Raw genomic sequence first — 15,025 nt, 5'->3', positions numbered from 1 at the left:
GGCGGGACTGTGGGGCTCAGGGCTAATCACAATTTCAGGCTGGCAGCCGCCGCCGAGCCGCGCAAGGGGGTGATCAGGCAGGCCCGCTGTCTGGCCCTGGTTAGGGCTGTGTAGAGCAGGCGCCGTTGGGGTCTGCCGGTGTCGGGCATCAGCACCCACACCTCTTCGGCCTCACTGCCCTGGGCCTTGTGCACCGTGAGGGCCAAGGCTGGTTCGGCTTCGGGTAGCTGGGCCGGGTGAATCCAGAGCGGCTCGCTACCACCCTGGTTTGCAAACAGCAGGCGGCGTTCGCGCCCTCGATTGACTTCCCTTTCCACCACCAGCCCCACGTCGCCATTGGCGAGTCCCAGTTCGCTGAGGTTGTGGCGGCACAGCACGGGCGTGCCCACTGGCCAGAATTGGGGCGAGCGGGCCGCCGCCTCCCCCAGCAGGGCCTGGTGGATTGCCTCCACCCCCCAGCGGCCCCGCCGCAGCGGTGTCAGAACTAGGAAGTTGTCCAGGCCCGCAAGCAGGCTGGCGGTGACGGCGGGATCGTCCAGATCGCCTGCCAGGCAGCACTCCTGCAGCTGGTGCTGGTGCTGCCGCAGTCGCTGCAGCAGCTCTGCTGGCAGCTGGCGTGGGTTGGCGGGCAGCCAGCGCAGGTTGTCGTCAGAGTTCAGCGGTGTGAGCAGGTCCTCGAGGGGCTGCTCAGCCTCCCTTAGGGCCGCTGCTACCGCAGCGATGGCCCCGTTGTTGCGGTAAGTGGTGCGCAGCTCGATGGCAGCTCCGCCCAGGGCCTGGCGGCGTTCGGGTGCCTGCAGCTCCAGCAGCACTGGTCCGGGGCCTACCGGTGGCAATTGGGCCGCGTCCCCCACCAGCACCAGCCGGCAGCTGGGGGGTAGGGCCTCCAGCAGGGCCTGCATCAGGGGAAGATCCACCATCGACACCTCATCCACCACCAGCAGGTCGAGGGCAAGGGGGTGCTGGCGGTTGCGGCCGAAGCGCTCGCCGCGGCTCTCCAGTAGTCGGTGCAGGGTGCTGCAGGGAAGTTGCAGGCTGCTGCTGGCTAGGGCTGCCCGTAGCCGACTCGCCGCCTTGCCCGTGGGGGCTGCTAGCTGAATGCGGCTGCCTGGTTGCTGGGCGAGCACCGCCGCCAACATGCGAGCCACGGTGCTGGTTTTGCCGGTGCCCGGACCGCCCTCAAGCAGCACCAGTCCGTATTGCAGCACCGCCGTGACGGCCCGCTGCTGGTCAGGATCCAGCCCGTCGCTGCAGCTTGCGCCGGGGCTCGCATCTGGCAGCTGCAACTGGGCCCGCTCGATCAGAGCCTGCAGCACCTGCTTGCGCTGGCGCTGCCAGCGGCGCCACAGCAGCCGGTCGCCCTCCAGCACCAGGGGACCATCCGGCTCGGCGCCCAGGGGTGAAGCCTCCAGGGCGCGGCGATGTTCGGCGCTGGGCAGGTTGATTTCCAGGCGACCCTCCGCCAGGGCGGCAGCCAGGTCAGTGATCAGTTCCGCCAGCAGGGGATCGGGGCTGCTGCCATGCAGCCGCGGCAGGGCTTCAGCCAGTGCCGCTGCCAGGGTCTGGAGCCAGCGAGGTTGCTCTAGGGGGGTGGGGCTGCTCATGGAGTGCCCCCCAGGGCCTGGTCCAGTTGGAGCAGGCGGGCCAAGGGCGGCTGCTCCACAAACATGCCGGGCACCGCGCTGGCCGTGGTGGGTCCTGGCACCCCGCGCAGGAACACGTAGACGTAGCCGCCCAGGTGCTGCTCGGGTCGGTAGCCGGGCAGGCGCCAGCGCAGGTAGCGGTGTAGGGCTACCAGGTACAGGTGGGCCTGCAGGGGGTAGTGGTTGGCGGCCATCAGCTCTGCCATTGCTGCTGCTCCGTAGTGGCGTGGACCGCAGTGCAGCGGCTGCCCCTGGTCGTCGCGCTCGCCCAGCCAGTTGCTCTTCCAGTCGGCCACCCACCAGCGCTCGCCCTGTCGAAATACCAGGTCGATCGAGCCGGTGAGAAAGCCCCGGCTTTCCACTTTCAGCTGGGCAAGCTGCTCGGCGTAAGCGCTGCCAAACCAGCCTTCGGGATGGTCGGCAAATGGACGCGCCAGGTCTGGGCTGCGCACCAGGCCGAGGGGCAGATCGAAGTTCATCTCATTGAGGCGGGCACCGCGCTCAAGCTGGGCCAAGCTGAAGTCGTTGCAGGGGCCGCCCAGGGGCGTGTGCCGCAGCTGCTCCAGCCCAATTAGCACCGTTTCGCCGTGCTGGGCAGCGATACCGGCCCGCTGCAGCTCGCGGCCCACCAGTTCGGCCTGGGCTGCCAAGGGTTGGCAGTAGTCGAGCTGCTCAAGGATGCGGTGCAGACAGTCGCCGGCCTGGGCGCCCCGGGGGAAGGGGGCCAGAGGGCTGTCCTGGGAATCGGCACCCAAGGCGTTGGCCGCCGTCGCTGCCTCGAGTTCGGTGACGATGGCATCGGTTTCGCGGCCCTCCTCCACGGCTGCGGGGGCGGCGCTGTGGCTGCCCTGGGTCCAGCTGGTGTAGCTGCTGCGGCCCCAGCTGCTGTCGAAGCCATGGCTGGGTACGGGGCCCCGCTGCAGGGGTAGGCCAGCAACTGCCGGGCCTGGTTTTAGCTGGCTGCGCTGGCCGCTGGCGGGGGGCTGCACCAGGGTGAGGGGCAGCTGGCGGCGGGCGATTGTTTGCTCCAGCCGCTCGCGCCACTCCGCATCACTGCGGCCGCTGTAGGGGTCGTGGTCGCTGGCGGGGGGCTGCTCCTGGTCGAACAGCCAGGGGTGCAGCGGATTGCCCTGCTGGCCCAAGGCCGGGCCCCAGGCCAGCACCAGCAGCAGCTTGGCCCGGGTGGCGGCGACATAGGCAAGTCGCTCCCGCTCCTGGAGCTCGGCCCCAAGCTGCTGCTGCCTGGCGCTCTGGCCTGGCCCCCAGTTGTTGTTCAGGTGTAGGTCGAGCACGGCTTCGGGCTGCCCGCCTTCAGGTCCGCCCGGGTGCCAGCGCACGCCGATGGACTGGCCGCTGCGGCTCTCAGCGCCGGCTTGCCAAAGGTAGGGACAGATCACCACTGGAAATTCCAGACCCTTGCTGCGGTGCACCGTCAGCACCGATACGGCCTCATCCACCACGTCGCTGTGGGGCTGGTGGGCTTCGGGGATGTCCCGGTCGGGATCGAGCCGCAGACGCCGCAGCCAGTCGGCTGCCGCTGCGGGACCCAGTTGGTCGGCATGGAGCCGCACGGCTACCAATTCACCGCACTGCTGTAAGTCCGCCAGCAGCCGGCCGCCGAGGGATAGCTGGGCCAGCCCCTTTTGCTCCAGCAGGCTCGCCAGCACCCCAAGCAGGCCGCGGCGGGGTAGTTCAAGGGCCAGCTGGGCTAGGCGTGCAGCCAGGTTGCTCCAGGCTTCGGGGCTTGCAGAGGCGATTTGCTCCGCGCTCCAGCCCAGCAGGGGAGAGGCGGCCAGCAGCCGCAGACGCTGGGTCCGGCCTGGTTCGGCCAGGGCATCGAGCAGTCGTTGCAATGCAGAGGCGCCGGCGCTTTCAAGCACGTCCCCCTGGCTCACCAGCTTGCTGGCTATGCCGCAGCGATCGAGGGCGGCGCGCAGCGCTTCGGCCTGACGGTGGGTGCCCACCAGCACGCATAGGTCGTTGGGGCCCAGGGGTTGGCGCTGCTCGCCCCGCTGTTGCATCAGCCCCTGGTTGAGCAATTCGGCGCTGAAGCAGGCGATCTGGTCGGGAAGTTGCCGCTCCAGGGCGCTGCGGCTGGGTGGTTTCTCACCAGCCAGCCGGCTGCCGCCGAGCCAGAGCAGCTGCAGGGGGTGCTGGCCGGCCGGTAGGAGCAGTTTGGTGTCGGTCGCCTGGGGCTGCACCGCCGGTACGGGCAGGTCGCTGCGGCGCAGCCCCGGCCCCATCAGGCCGTTGAGGCCGGCGACCAGGGCCTCGCTGGAGCGGTAGTTGTCGCGGAGGCTGCTGATGCCGCCGAAGCTGGCGGCGGCCTGACGGGCCCGCAGGTAAGTGCGCAGGTCGCCGCCGCGGAAACGATAGATCGCCTGCTTGGGATCTCCCACCATCACCAGTCGGTGCCGCTCAGGCTGGAAGGCCCGCGCCAGGATGCGCCACTGGATCGGATCGGTGTCCTGAAATTCATCGATCAGGGCAACGGCATAGCGGGCTCCCACCGCCTCTAGCAGGGGGGTACTGGCCTGCTCGCCCGGATCAAGACCCTCCAGCAGTTGGGCGAAACCAAGCCTTCCGCTCTGGCGCCGCCGCCGGCCCAGTTCAGCCCGGCCCCAGTGGCAGGCATGCAGCAGCAGGGCTTCTGCTGGTCCATCTAAAACCTGCGCGATCGCCTCCTGCAGGGGGCGTACGGGCAGGGAGGGGCCGGGTCCTTCCCCAGCGCCAGGTTCGAGGCTGCGGGCAACTTTGAGAAAGGCGCCGGGGTGGAAGTAATCGCGCAGCAGGCCCTGGCCGCCGCCCTGGCTGCCTGCCGTGGCGCCGTAGTCGCCGCCGATGGGCTGGGCAGCGATCCAGCCCCGCACCAGAGCGCAGCGGTCCTTGGTGGGTTTGGGAACGTAGGGGCTGGTGGTTTTGAAGCCCTGGCCGCGCCATTGGCTGGCGGCGGCGCAAAAGCCGGCCTCCAGGGCTTGGCCGTGGCTGGCCCAGAGCTGCTGGAAGTTGTGCCACGCCTCGTTCCATAGGGCCTCGAGCTGGGGCGCCAAGGGGGCGTCGGCCCGCAGCGTTGCCGGCAGGGAATCCAGGCCTAGGGCTGGATCGCCATCTAGCTGGCGCAGCAGGCCCTCGAGGCTTTCGGGGCCGCCAACCTGTTGCTGTAGCCCGGCCAGCAGGTGGCTTGGCAGGGGCAGCACCTGCTGTTGCCAGTAGTCGTGTGCCAGCTGGCGCACCAGGGTGCCCTTGTCGGTTTCGAGCTGCAGCTCCGGTGGTAGGCCCGCTTCCAGGGCGTGGCGCTGCAGGGTGCGGCGGCAGAAACCGTGGATGGTGGTGATGTCGGCGGCATCCAGTTCCTCTAGGGCCAGCAGCAGCCGGGCCCGCAACTTTTCGGCCCGCGGTCTTTGCTGCTCCAGCCAGGTGGCCAGGGTGGGATCGGGCGGCTCCAGATCTGGATTTTCCAGCCCTGCCAGGGCCCGCTGCAGGCGCTGGCCGATGCGATCGCGCAGTTCGGCGGCGGCGGCCTCGGTGAAAGTCACCACCAGCAGCTGGCGCAGCCCTAGCTCGGCCTCGGCCACGTAGCGCAACACCAACTGGGCCAGGGCGAAGGTTTTGCCGGTGCCGGCGCTGGCCTCCAGCAGCCGCAGCCCGGGATCCAGGGGAAAGGCATTGGCATCAAATGGTTGTGGGAGTGGCAGGGGCTGTTCAGGCGACCAAGCCTGCTCGCTGCCGGCAGACAGGTTCATATCAACCGCTCCCGCAGGGGACCAAGCAGCTCCCCAGCCCGGGCGGCTAGCTCACCGCTGGCCAACAGGGCGGCGCCGCTGAGTTCAGATCCGAAGCAGAGGGCCTGCTCCGGATCAAGCCGCTCGCCGCGCCTCTGAAAACCGCCCTCCCAGGTTTCGATGGCCCGTGCTTCACCCTTATCGAGCAGGGCCCAGCCGGTTTCCGGTGGCACAGGCCAGCAGCTCTGGCGCCATTGCTGGCGCAACTCCAGCAGCCGCAGTAGTTCGGCCCGGGCGCTATCCACCTGCGGCGCCTGCAGCCGCAACTGCACGCCGAAGTCCTTGGCACCCCGGGCCACCAGCACCCCATCCAGCGGCCCTTGGTCGGCGGCGGCGGCCAGCAGCAGCGCCAGCCACAGCTCCAGCCGGTGGCGGCTGCGCGGTTTGGCGGTGTGCAGCACCAGCACCGAGCTCCCCCGCCACTGCAGCTCCTGCTGGCAGTTTTGCCAGAGGGCTAGCTGGCGGCGCTCGGGGCCCAGGGCCTCGAGGCTGGCGTGCAGGCTGCGCCAGCGCTGGCTGAGCCCGCCGGCCTCCAGTTCGCCTGCCGCCACAGGAGGTAGCAAGCCCTGGCCGCGGTGGCGAGCCAGCCAGCCGGCGGGCCCATCGAGGGCTGGGTCGCTGGGGCTTTCGAGGGCCTGGCGCAACAGCAGCGCCCGCCCGCGCTCATCGAGGCTGAGGGGCTCGAGGTCGTCGAGGCCGTCGGCCCATTCCCGCGGCCTTAGCCCCAATTCAGCCAGCCAGCTGGCCTGGGGGGCAAGCAGCCAGTCGCGCAGATCCCCGTAGGCATCGCTGGGCTGGGCAGGGGGCGCGCTAGGGGGTTCGCTGGCCGCCAGGGGCCGGGGCGGTTGCGGTGAGCCACTCTGCTGGCGGGGTTGATCGAGCAGCAGGCGGGCCTTCAGCAGGCGCTCGTCGCAGCTGCCGGGCGGCCGCTCGCCGCTGGCTTGGAAATTGGCCCGGTCGAGGGGGTTGGCGGGGTGAGTTATCACCAGTTCGCTACCGCGACAAGGCAGCTGTCCCTGCAGCCACTCGAGCCACTGGCGCACCGGGGTGGCAGGTGGCAGCTCTTCGCCGCTGCGGGGGTCGCGGCTGCTCCAGGTCACCAGCAGATGGTCGCGGGCTGAGAGCAGGGCCTCCAGCAGCACGTAGCGGTCCTGGTCGGCCGGATTGGGATCGCCGAGGCGGCGCTGCTGCTCCAGCAGGTGGAAGCCGGGCCGCTTGCTCTGACGGGGATAGGCGTTTGCATCTAGCCCCATCAGCACGATCACCCGATGGGGAATCGCCCGCATCGGCTCGAGGGCGCTGATGGTGAGGGCGCCGCTGCGGTGGCCAAACCGGCCCGAATCGGCAGCCAGGCGCTCATCGAGCACTGCAGCTACCACGGGTGCGGCTAACTCCAGGTCACAGCCAGCGGCGGCCTGCTGCCAGTCGTCAATGGCGGCTAGCACCAGGGGTAGCTCCCAGTCCTGGCCACTCCCGCCAACCTGGTCGCCGTCGCCGAATAGGTCGCTCAGCAAGGCCCTTAGGCAGGTGTTCCAGGCCAGGCAACAGCGGGGTCGCCGCAGCTCCACCAGCCAGTGGCGCAGCCGGGTGAGCAGGTGCAGCCAGCGGCCCAACAGCTCGATGCTCTCGCCACTGGCCAGGGGGGCGGTGGCGGCCGGGGCCAGGCCGGGGTCGCAGGGCAGCACCAGACCCAGCAGCAGCCGATCGATCACCCAGCTGAGGCTGCCGCTGCCCAGGCCGCCGCGCTCCTTTGCATCGAGGCCCCAGTGGAAGCCGCCCCGCTGCAGCAGGGGATGCAGGGCCGCCATCTCGGCACCGCTGAGCTGGAAATGCCCCTGCAGCGCCGGACTCTCCAGCAGGGTTTCCAGGGCGGAGGCGGTTAGCCGCTCCCCCGCCAGCCGCAGCAGCTCCAGCAAGCTGCGGCTGAGGCTGGCTTCGCTCTGCTGGCTGCGGTCGGTGAGGCGCCAATTGAGGGGCACCCCAGTGGCCTCCTGATCGCCAAATACGGCCGCCACCAAAGGCGCTAGGCCATCCACCTGAGGCGTCATCACCAGCACATCGCGGGGCTGGAGCGTGGGATCGGCGGCCAGCAGCTGCAGGATGCGGTCCCGCACCACCTGCACCTGGCGCAGGGGGCCGGGACAGCGGTGGAACTCCAGGGAGCTGTCTGCTGGTGCCCGCTGCAGCAGGGGTTGGGCAGCCGGATCCGCCAGTTGTTGCTGCAGCTGATGCAGCAGGGGCGCTGGCCCCTGGCCCCGATGGCTGCTGGCTGGGGCCACAAACAAATCCTTTTCCCGCCACTGGCCCTGGAGGCTCTCGCCGCTGCCTTCGAGCAACTGCTGAAACTCGCCGCCGAGTCGGCCGAAGCGGGCCTCCAGGCCAGGGGCTTGCAGTAACCAGTCCCCATCAAGGGGCTGCTGCAGTGCGATCGCCTCGCTGAGCAGCTGGCGGCGGCTGGTGCAGCGCTGCCACAGGTCGCGGCAGGGGGTGAGCAGGTAAAGGTCCACATTTGTGTGCACGCTCAGGGCCTGCAGCAGCTGCACCTGGATCGGCGCCAGGCTGCTGAGCCCAAACAGGCGCAAGGGATCGGGCAGGCTGCCGGCCGGCGGCGCCTTGATCTGCAACTGGGCTATGGCCTCCAGCACCTGCAGGCCGAAGGGCTTCACCCCCAGGCGCTCCCGTAGCCGCCCCACCAGCAGCCGCTGCCACTCCTGCTCCGGCGGCAGGGGTGGGCCGTCCTCCCCACACCACCAGGCGGCGAGCATCTCAGGGCGATACAGGGCAAGGTCGTCTAGGGCATCGGCGATGCTGCGGCCCAGCTGCCATTGGGCCAGCTCGAGTTTGCTGCCGTGCTGGGGGTAGCGGCCTAGCCAGTGCTTAAGCGAGGTAGCTTCTGGGTGCTCCACAAGCTGGGGGAGCAGCTCCAGCACGGGCCACACCAGCTGGCTGGCACGCCAGGGATCCTGGTCAGCGCCGTTTTCGCCTAGCACCCCATTAACCATTTGGCGCAGCTGGCTGCCAGGAAATGGGTAGCGGATGTTGGCGGCGATGCCGCCGAGTCCCGCGGCCAGCTGTTCACCAAGCCAGCGGCTGGTGGGCCAGGTATTCACCACCACCTGCACCGTCTCGAGCGGCCCGGGAGGTGTGAGCAGCAACTGGGCGGCCAGGAGTTCGGCTAGATGTTCGGCCCGGTTGCCCCGGAAAACTGTGAGCACAACAGATGCTCAGCGGTGGGTCATCAAGGCAGGCAGCCTGCCAGCTCCTGGCTGAAGGAGGAGAGCCGGCGCTCTTGCAAGCCGTAAACGGCCTGAATGGCTCCGGTTTCGGGGCAGTAGGCCGAAAGCTCCCCGCCGTAGCAGGCGCCGGTATCCACCATCACGATCTGGCCGAGGCGACGCACTTGGTGCCCGGGGGTGTGGCCGATCACTACCTCACCGAAGCGACCGTCGTAGGCCTGCCAGAAGGGCATGCGGATGCTGAGGTCGGGTTCCCAGGTGTCGGGATTGAAGCCAGCGTGGGTGGCGAGCCAGCCTTTGCCGGCGTAGGTGAGGGGCAGCTGCTCCAGCCGCTCCTGCCAGATGCGGCAGTGGCGATCCCCGAGCTGCCGATAGGTGTCGCAGCCGGCCAAGGCCCGTTGAGCGGTCCAGTCGCCCTGCCGCAGGGCGGCCACCAGATCGGCTTCGTGATTTCCCATCAACCAGATGGCCCGACCGGAGCTCACCAGGCCCCAGGCCAGCTCCATGGTGCGGCGGATCTGGGGTCCGCGGTTGATCACATCACCGCAAAGCACAATTTTGTTGCCGGCTGGCAGACGAGCAAGCAGCCGCTCAAGCGCGTCGGCACAGCCGTGGACGTCCCCGATCACCCAGTGGTGGCAGGAACGTGAAGGGGACGTCATCAGTCCATCGCGTTGGTTCCAGTCTTGCCTGCCTGACGGCCACTTGTCAGCCCCCCAGCAATTCATGTCGACCGGCCAGCGCTGGTACGGTCGCCCCACCCAGTGACAGTCAGATGAATCCAGCGTCGTTGTCGGTGGTCCAGCGGGTAAACGCCCTGGTCAAAGCCCTAAATGGGGCTAAACGCACCAATGAGGCCTTGGCCCGCTGCGGTAACGGTGAGGAGATGCTCGACGTTCTGCTCGATGCCTCCGCCAAGCTCGGTCTGGGGCTCAGTCGCCAGCAACTTGCCAATACGCCCCCAATCCGCGATTGGGTCTGGTGGAAGAACAAGGAAGCCCTGCTCACCATTGGCGACGACAAGCCTCGCTACCAACAGGATGGCGGTCAAGGAGCCTCCGATGACGGGCCGCGCAAACGCTTTCTGGGGCTTTTTTAGGACGCGCTGGCTAGGGCGTCGGGGATGGCGGCACTGGGGGCTTCAAAGCGACCGGTGGCCACAAATTCCAGGCGCAGCTTGAGAAAGGTGATGAATTTCTCATCGGTGGACACCACCGCCGCCGCCGGCCGCGGCACGGCGCTGCCGATCGGTTCGAGTTGGGGTGCCTCGAGAAAGGCCGGCCGTTTCACCAACCAGAAGTCGATTTCCTTGCCCTGTTCTCCGTAGTGGCGCACCCTTTCGCGCAGCACCTCCTCAAGGGGCTCCTCAACGGTGAGGAACGCTTCGCTGGCGGCGATGAAGTGATAGGTGCTCATAGCTGGCGGCTGCCGAACAGGGGGTCGCGGCGCGGATTCTGTATCAGCGCCTTCATCTGCCGAACAGCTTCTTCTAGGCCCACCGCCAAGGCCCGGGCCACGATTGTGTGCCCGATGTTGAGCTCCTCCATGCCTTCGATGGCGGCGATGGGCTCCACGTTTTGGTAGGTGAGGCCGTGGCCGGCATTTACCCGCAGCCCGAGGCTGCGGGCGATGAAGCTCCCCTCCGTGAGCCGGGCCAGCTCGGCTGGCTGCGAACTCCAGTCGGCTTCGGCGTAGGCGCCGGTGTGCAACTCCACCCAGCGGGCGCCGGTGGCGCGGCAGGCCTCCAGCTGGCTCGCCTCAGCGTCCACAAACAGGCTCACGCCGATGCCGGCGTCTTGCAGCGCACCCACCAGAGCGCTGAGAGCTGGCTGCTGACCCGCTACATCGAGGCCGCCCTCGGTGGTTACCTCCTGACGCTTCTCCGGCACCAGGGTCACCATGTCCGGCTTGAGGCGTAGGGCGATCGCCTCCATCTCAGCTGTGGCGGCCATCTCCAGATTGAGCCGGCTGCGCACGGTTTGACGCAGTAGCTCCACATCGCGGTCCTGAATGTGGCGCCGGTCTTCCCGTAGGTGCACGGTGATGCCGTCAGCCCCCCCCAGCTCGGCCAGTAGGGCATAGCCCACCGGATCGGGCTCCACCGTGCGGCGGGCCTGGCGCACATTGGCGATGTGGTCGATGTTGACGCCGAGGCTGGCCATGGCTGGGGAGTGGTTGGCAGGCGGTGAACTCGCCCAAATCCTATGGATACTGCAACCTGCGCCGGCTCGGGACGCCAGTCCAACTGCCCGCGCTCGCGCCGAGCTCCATTGGCTAGCCCCTAGTTTTGAGGTTGCTCGCAATTAACGGGTTGTTGGCGGTTCAATCCGGCCCATCGGCGTTGTCCACCCAGGCCCCCTCTTCCAGGGAACAGGGGCTCTGCAATGGCATCAGCCCCTGGCTGGCACCGCTTGCCATGGTGGCTAGCCAGGACATTTGCCTGCGCTTCTTTTTCCGCAGCGTCCAGGTGCTCGGTAGCGAAAATCTGCCTCTTAGCGGGCCCCTGCTCCTAGCTCCGACCCACCGGGCCCGCTGGGATGCCCTGCTGTTGCCCCACGCCGCAGGCCGCCGCGTCACCGGCAGGGATTGCCGCTTCATGGTCACGGTTGATGAGATGCGCGGGCTGCAGGGCTGGTTTTTGCACCGGTTGGGCTGCTTCCCCGTGAGTCAGGGGCGCCCCTCACTGGCCAGCTTGCGCTACGCCGTTGACCTACTGGCTGCCGGCGAGCAGCTAGTGGTTTTCCCGGAGGGGCGCATCGTGCGCGAGGAGATTCCCCTACGGCTGCACCAGGGCCTCGCCCGCTTGGCCATGTTGGCCGCTGGTCAGGGCGTGACGGTGCCGGTGGTGCCGGTGGGCATCGCCTACGGCCATCGCCCCCCCCGCCGTGGGGATGGGGCCGTGCTCTGTTTCGGCCCACCTCTCAGCTTGGAGGGCCAGGGAAGGCAAGCTGCTAGCGCTTTCACCGCCCACCTCGCCGCAGCCATGGCCGTGGTTGAAGGCCAGGCCCAGGAAGCCCTGGGCCTGGCCCCCTAAAGTTGATTCCTATTCGTTTGCTGGTTGTGCGTAGGCCATCCCGCTTGATTTGCGGCTCTGCTTTGGCCTTGATGGCCCTCGCTGCTCCCCTGGCTCCGGCCCAGGTGCAGGCTCAGCAGGAGCCCCAAAAGGCCCTGGAGTCCACCGGCAGTCCGTTCAATCTTGAGGCGGTGCGCGCCCTGCTGGTGCGCGGTGACGCCGCAGTTGCCAAGGGCAATCTGGCCGAAGCCCGCAAGCTCTACGACCAGGCCCGAGATGCCTGTCGCCGCCTGCTCGGCTTTTATCGCGACCTGAGCGGCTCCTTCCGCGGACTCGATGCCCGCATCCCCCGCGAAATGGATCAGAAGGGGCGGGAAGCTTTGGAAACCATGGCCCAGGCGAACCTGCGCTTGGCGGCCCTGTTCCGTCGCCAAAACCAGCCTGAGGTGGCGGTGCCCCTGCTGGTCGAGGTGGTCAAGGTGATGACCCCGGCCAGCCCAGAGGGCCGCAAGGCTTTCCAGAGCCTGGTCGAGATTGGCTTCGCCGCCACTCCCTACACAGCAGGGGCCGCGGCAACCCCTGGCAGCTGACCACTAGATTTCCCCCGTTCGCTGCCTCGTCGCTTCGATGGTGCATCCAGACCAGGTGAAGGCCGCAATCACCTTGGCCATGCCCGATGCCCAGGTGGAGGTTGAAGACCTCACCGGCGGTGGCGACCACCTGCAGGTCACGGTGATTTCCGCAGCGTTCGACGGCCTGACCAGGGTCAGGCAGCACCAGCTCGTGTACGGCGCCCTACGCCAGGAATTGGCCAGTGAGGCGATTCACGCCCTAGCCCTGCAAACATCCACTCCCGCCTGAGTCCATGGACGCCACCACCCGCCAACGCATCGAAGAACTCCTGGCCAGCAGCCCGGTTTTCGTTTTTATGAAGGGCAATAAGCTCATGCCCCAGTGCGGTTTCTCCAACAACGTGGTGCAGATACTGCACTCGGTTGGGGTGCCATTTGAAACCTTTGACGTGCTCTCGGATGCCGAGATCCGTAATGGCATCAAGTCATTTTCCGACTGGCCCACGATTCCCCAGGTTTATGTGAAAGGGGAATTCATCGGTGGCTCCGACATCCTGATCGAGATGTACAACTCCGGTGAGTTGCGCGAGAAGCTGGAAGTGGCTCTGGCTAGCTGAAAGGGGCAGCTAGCTCCTCAGTGAGTCAGTAGCGCTCGCTTTCGTAAAGGCTGCGCGGGTCACCATCGGGACCCACAAAGCTGGAAGGATCGCGAATCCAGCGGTCGGTGAGCTCCTCTAGTCGCCGCTGGGAGATCGGATCGAGAACCGCAGTGCGGCGCAGGGCGTGGATGTAGCCATCGGCGTAGAGCCGCAATTCCGCAGGGCTGTGGAAGCGATGGGCCAGTTCCTGGCAGGCATCGCACAGCGACTGGAAGTGGCGGATGGCGTCTGGGTGTTGAAGCGAAGTCATGGGGTCGGGAGACCTTTATCCATTTTGCCCCTTGGAGCCAGAAGCCGCGATTGGGTGGTCTCCGCATAGTTGGTGGAGTCCACACAAACGCAGCGACTGATACGCGGATCCCCTGGCGGCTGCCGTTAAGGTGAATTCAACACAGTTGTGGACTCCATCAACTCCTCTAACCCGCCACTGCCGGCCTCTGGGGCCGCCAATCAGGCCGGAAGCCAGCCCCAGCGGGTTTTGGTGGTTGATCCCCACGCGACCCTGCGCACGGTGCTGGCCCAGCGCCTGCGGCAGGACGGCCATCTTGCGGCGGCGGTTGCTACGGCTCGTGAAGCTCTGGAGGTGTGCCAAGACCAATCTCCCGACCTGCTGATCAGCGCAGAGCTACTCGATGAGAGTTCCGCCCTGCGCCTGGCGGCCCAGCTGCGCTGCTCCGTGATGGTGCTCACGGCCCGCACCGGTTCCGAGCCGGTGGTGAGCCTGCTTGATGCGGGCGCAGATGATGTGCTGCGCAAACCTTTTGGCTTGGAAGAACTCGCCGCACGCTGCCGCACCCTGTTGCGCCGCGGCGGCACCGGTCTGCAGGAGCGGGTGTGCGTTGGTCCGCTTGAAGTTCACGTATTGCTCCGCCAGGTAACCCTGCGCGACCAGCCAGTCGAGCTGAGTCCACGGGAATTTGCCCTGCTTTGTGCCCTGCTGATGCCACCTGGGGTTGTGCGCAGTCGCCAGGAGCTACTGCGAATGGCCTGGCCTCCCTTCAGCGGTGGTCCCCGCTCGGTTGACACCCAAGTGCTCACCCTGCGCCGCAAGTTAGAGCAGGCTGGCTTGGGTGAAGGCGGCGGCATCGAAACGATGCGCCAGCAGGGTTATCGCTTCAGTCTGGAAACCCTGCCCGAAGCTTCTGCCGAAGAAGAGCCGGTGCGTCAGCAGCTCAACTCACTGGTTTAAGAGCCCAAACCAACTCTCCAAGCAACATGGCGGCACTCAGGCCGGCTAATAGTTGGTAGGTCCAAGGTGGGCTGATCCGGCCGATTGAGCTGGTGTTGATGCCCGTTTCCTGGCTGAAGCGGCCCAGAAACTGCTCGAAGGCTGCAACCCGTTGGGGCAGCAGGTAGGCCGATCCGTCTTCTCCCCTCACGTAAAAGACCCGGCCCCCCTGGCTTGTGGCTACTGGTGTGAGCCCGCTGATGGATTTCCAAGGCAGGCTCCAACCGCGGCGCAGCAGCCAGGCACACCAGCTGGGATGGCCAACCCGAATGCCATCGGCGTTTAGCTCAACGGCTTCACTGGTGGCTGCCACCACCAAGCCCAGCCCCAGGGGTAGGGCCAGCCACAGCAGCAATTTGAGCTCTGCTGGTGCCAGTAGGGGCAGGGGCGCCACCATTGCCAAGTAGAGAGCGATCAGGGTGAAGCGAATCAGGGCCGCCATTGGGTAGCGGACGCTGCTTACGGCCAAGGCGCCGGTCATCGATCTTCGGGAGAGCCGGGGAGGGGTTCGATCAGGGTTGCTGGCTGGTAGCGACCGCTGAAAACTTCCTGCTCGCGGCCTTTCCAGAATTCGCCAAGTCGCATCAGATCGGCGTGGGCCTCCTGCAGGCTGGCCATGTAGGCATCCGGGTCCATGCTGTCTTTGGCCTCCTTGAGCTTGGTGAGCCGCAGTAGCTGCAGCATCCAGGGCTTACTGAGCTCGCCGCGTTGCTCGAGGTAAGTGGCCAGCTCGGCGGAGCTGGGGGTAGGGGAGCCGGCCATGGAGATGCTGAATCGCTGACGTTATGGGCCCAGCCTATGGAGGAAGGGTGTGTCGTCGTTGGGCGCCAGACCTAGGTTTAGGCGCATTGGTTTTGATTTGATTTGGTTAACCGCCGCAATCGTTCCCCTC

At 67.3% G+C, this 15,025-nt stretch carries 15 protein-coding genes; 6 read left to right on the top strand and 9 right to left on the bottom strand.

Annotated elements, in window-relative coordinates:
• Nucleotides 1–26: 26 nt before the first annotated feature.
• The 4 genes from KBY75_RS01910 to KBY75_RS01895 are packed head-to-tail and all read right to left on the bottom strand — an operon-like array spanning nt 27 to nt 9,323.
• Nucleotides 27–1,604: an AAA family ATPase gene (locus KBY75_RS01910; RefSeq protein WP_255022754.1), complete on the bottom strand. Its 1,578-nt coding sequence runs from the start codon at nt 1,602–1,604 to the stop codon at nt 27–29.
• Nucleotides 1,601–5,386 carry a UvrD-helicase domain-containing protein gene (locus tag KBY75_RS01905; RefSeq protein ID WP_255022753.1) on the bottom strand — a complete coding sequence of 1,262 codons (3,786 nt, stop codon included), beginning with the start codon at nt 5,384–5,386 and terminating at the stop codon, nt 1,601–1,603. The genes KBY75_RS01910 and KBY75_RS01905 overlap by 4 nt, the downstream gene beginning before the upstream one ends.
• Nucleotides 5,383–8,640: an exodeoxyribonuclease V subunit gamma gene (locus KBY75_RS01900; RefSeq protein ID WP_255022752.1), complete on the bottom strand. Its 3,258-nt coding sequence runs from the start codon at nt 8,638–8,640 to the stop codon at nt 5,383–5,385. Before KBY75_RS01900 ends, KBY75_RS01905 begins: the two co-directional genes overlap by 4 nt.
• A gap of 23 nt (nt 8,641–8,663) precedes the next feature.
• Nucleotides 8,664–9,323 carry a metallophosphoesterase gene (locus KBY75_RS01895; protein WP_255022751.1) on the bottom strand — a complete coding sequence of 220 codons (660 nt, stop codon included), beginning with the start codon at nt 9,321–9,323 and terminating at the stop codon, nt 8,664–8,666.
• Nucleotides 9,324–9,436: 113 nt separating this feature from the next.
• Between KBY75_RS01895 and KBY75_RS01890 the strand changes: the two genes are divergently transcribed.
• A complete protein-coding gene (locus KBY75_RS01890; protein ID WP_254936083.1) occupies nt 9,437–9,760 on the top strand; it encodes a hypothetical protein in 324 nt (107 codons plus the stop codon).
• Here the strand turns inward: KBY75_RS01890 and KBY75_RS01885 are convergent.
• A complete protein-coding gene (locus KBY75_RS01885) occupies nt 9,757–10,077 on the bottom strand; it encodes an MgPME-cyclase complex family protein (RefSeq protein ID WP_254936084.1) in 321 nt (106 codons plus the stop codon). The genes KBY75_RS01890 and KBY75_RS01885 overlap by 4 nt on opposite strands.
• Nucleotides 10,074–10,823, bottom strand: coding sequence for a pyridoxine 5'-phosphate synthase (locus KBY75_RS01880; protein WP_255022750.1), 750 nt, complete (start codon nt 10,821–10,823; stop codon nt 10,074–10,076). Before KBY75_RS01880 ends, KBY75_RS01885 begins: the two co-directional genes overlap by 4 nt.
• A 179-nt stretch (nt 10,824–11,002) precedes the next feature.
• Between KBY75_RS01880 and KBY75_RS01875 the strand changes: the two genes are divergently transcribed.
• From KBY75_RS01875 to grxD, 4 genes are all read left to right on the top strand, one after another.
• A complete protein-coding gene (locus tag KBY75_RS01875) occupies nt 11,003–11,695 on the top strand; it encodes a 1-acyl-sn-glycerol-3-phosphate acyltransferase (RefSeq protein WP_255022749.1) in 693 nt (230 codons plus the stop codon).
• 71 nt (nt 11,696–11,766) lie between these two features.
• A complete protein-coding gene (locus KBY75_RS01870) occupies nt 11,767–12,264 on the top strand; it encodes a hypothetical protein (protein ID WP_254936087.1) in 498 nt (165 codons plus the stop codon).
• A gap of 37 nt (nt 12,265–12,301) precedes the next feature.
• Nucleotides 12,302–12,535, top strand: coding sequence for a BolA family protein (locus KBY75_RS01865; RefSeq protein ID WP_254936088.1), 234 nt, complete (start codon nt 12,302–12,304; stop codon nt 12,533–12,535).
• A 4-nt stretch (nt 12,536–12,539) separates the two neighbouring features.
• On the top strand, nt 12,540–12,863 hold the full coding sequence (gene grxD, locus KBY75_RS01860; protein WP_254936089.1) for a Grx4 family monothiol glutaredoxin: 324 nt from the start codon (nt 12,540–12,542) through the stop codon (nt 12,861–12,863).
• A gap of 25 nt (nt 12,864–12,888) precedes the next feature.
• Here grxD and KBY75_RS01855 read toward each other — a convergent pair whose 3' ends face one another.
• Nucleotides 12,889–13,155, bottom strand: coding sequence for a DUF6761 family protein (locus tag KBY75_RS01855; protein WP_254936090.1), 267 nt, complete (start codon nt 13,153–13,155; stop codon nt 12,889–12,891).
• Nucleotides 13,156–13,332: 177 nt separating this feature from the next.
• Here KBY75_RS01855 and KBY75_RS01850 point away from each other — a divergent pair, with 177 nt between their 5' ends.
• Nucleotides 13,333–14,094 (top strand): response regulator transcription factor, encoded by a 762-nt coding sequence (locus KBY75_RS01850; protein ID WP_254936231.1) that lies wholly within the window; start codon nt 13,333–13,335, stop codon nt 14,092–14,094.
• Here the strand turns inward: KBY75_RS01850 and KBY75_RS01845 are convergent.
• Together KBY75_RS01845 and KBY75_RS01840 are read right to left on the bottom strand one after the other, a co-directional pair.
• A complete protein-coding gene (locus KBY75_RS01845) occupies nt 14,078–14,614 on the bottom strand; it encodes a hypothetical protein (RefSeq protein WP_255022748.1) in 537 nt (178 codons plus the stop codon). The two genes, KBY75_RS01850 and KBY75_RS01845, sit on opposite strands and share 17 nt — an antisense overlap.
• Nucleotides 14,611–14,895: a hypothetical protein gene (locus KBY75_RS01840; protein ID WP_255022747.1), complete on the bottom strand. Its 285-nt coding sequence runs from the start codon at nt 14,893–14,895 to the stop codon at nt 14,611–14,613. Before KBY75_RS01840 ends, KBY75_RS01845 begins: the two co-directional genes overlap by 4 nt.
• Nucleotides 14,896–15,025: the final 130 nt, after the last annotated feature.

The organism is Cyanobium sp. T1G-Tous (assembly GCF_024345455.1).
Taxonomy (GTDB): Bacteria; Cyanobacteriota; Cyanobacteriia; order PCC-6307; family Cyanobiaceae; genus Cyanobium_A.
The sequence above is the reverse complement of the archived record's forward strand: the minus strand, read 5'-3'. Positions and strand labels throughout refer to the sequence as shown.

What these genes read in the sequence shown, in the direction of transcription:
- KBY75_RS01910 (WP_255022754.1), bottom strand. Translation starts at nt 1,604, where the DNA reads ATGAGCAGCCCCACCCCCCTAGAGCAACCTCGCTGGCTCCAGACCCTG.
- KBY75_RS01905 (WP_255022753.1), bottom strand. Translation starts at nt 5,386, where the DNA reads ATGAACCTGTCTGCCGGCAGCGAGCAGGCTTGGTCGCCTGAACAGCCC.
- KBY75_RS01895 (WP_255022751.1), bottom strand. Translation starts at nt 9,323, where the DNA reads ATGACGTCCCCTTCACGTTCCTGCCACCACTGGGTGATCGGGGACGTC.
- KBY75_RS01890 (WP_254936083.1), top strand. Translation starts at nt 9,437, where the DNA reads ATGAATCCAGCGTCGTTGTCGGTGGTCCAGCGGGTAAACGCCCTGGTC.
- KBY75_RS01885 (WP_254936084.1), bottom strand. Translation starts at nt 10,077, where the DNA reads ATGAGCACCTATCACTTCATCGCCGCCAGCGAAGCGTTCCTCACCGTT.
- KBY75_RS01880 (WP_255022750.1), bottom strand. Translation starts at nt 10,823, where the DNA reads ATGGCCAGCCTCGGCGTCAACATCGACCACATCGCCAATGTGCGCCAG.
- KBY75_RS01870 (WP_254936087.1), top strand. Translation starts at nt 11,767, where the DNA reads ATGGCCCTCGCTGCTCCCCTGGCTCCGGCCCAGGTGCAGGCTCAGCAG.
- KBY75_RS01865 (WP_254936088.1), top strand. Translation starts at nt 12,302, where the DNA reads ATGGTGCATCCAGACCAGGTGAAGGCCGCAATCACCTTGGCCATGCCC.
- grxD (WP_254936089.1), top strand. Translation starts at nt 12,540, where the DNA reads ATGGACGCCACCACCCGCCAACGCATCGAAGAACTCCTGGCCAGCAGC.
- KBY75_RS01855 (WP_254936090.1), bottom strand. Translation starts at nt 13,155, where the DNA reads ATGACTTCGCTTCAACACCCAGACGCCATCCGCCACTTCCAGTCGCTG.
- KBY75_RS01845 (WP_255022748.1), bottom strand. Translation starts at nt 14,614, where the DNA reads ATGACCGGCGCCTTGGCCGTAAGCAGCGTCCGCTACCCAATGGCGGCC.
- KBY75_RS01840 (WP_255022747.1), bottom strand. Translation starts at nt 14,895, where the DNA reads ATGGCCGGCTCCCCTACCCCCAGCTCCGCCGAGCTGGCCACTTACCTC.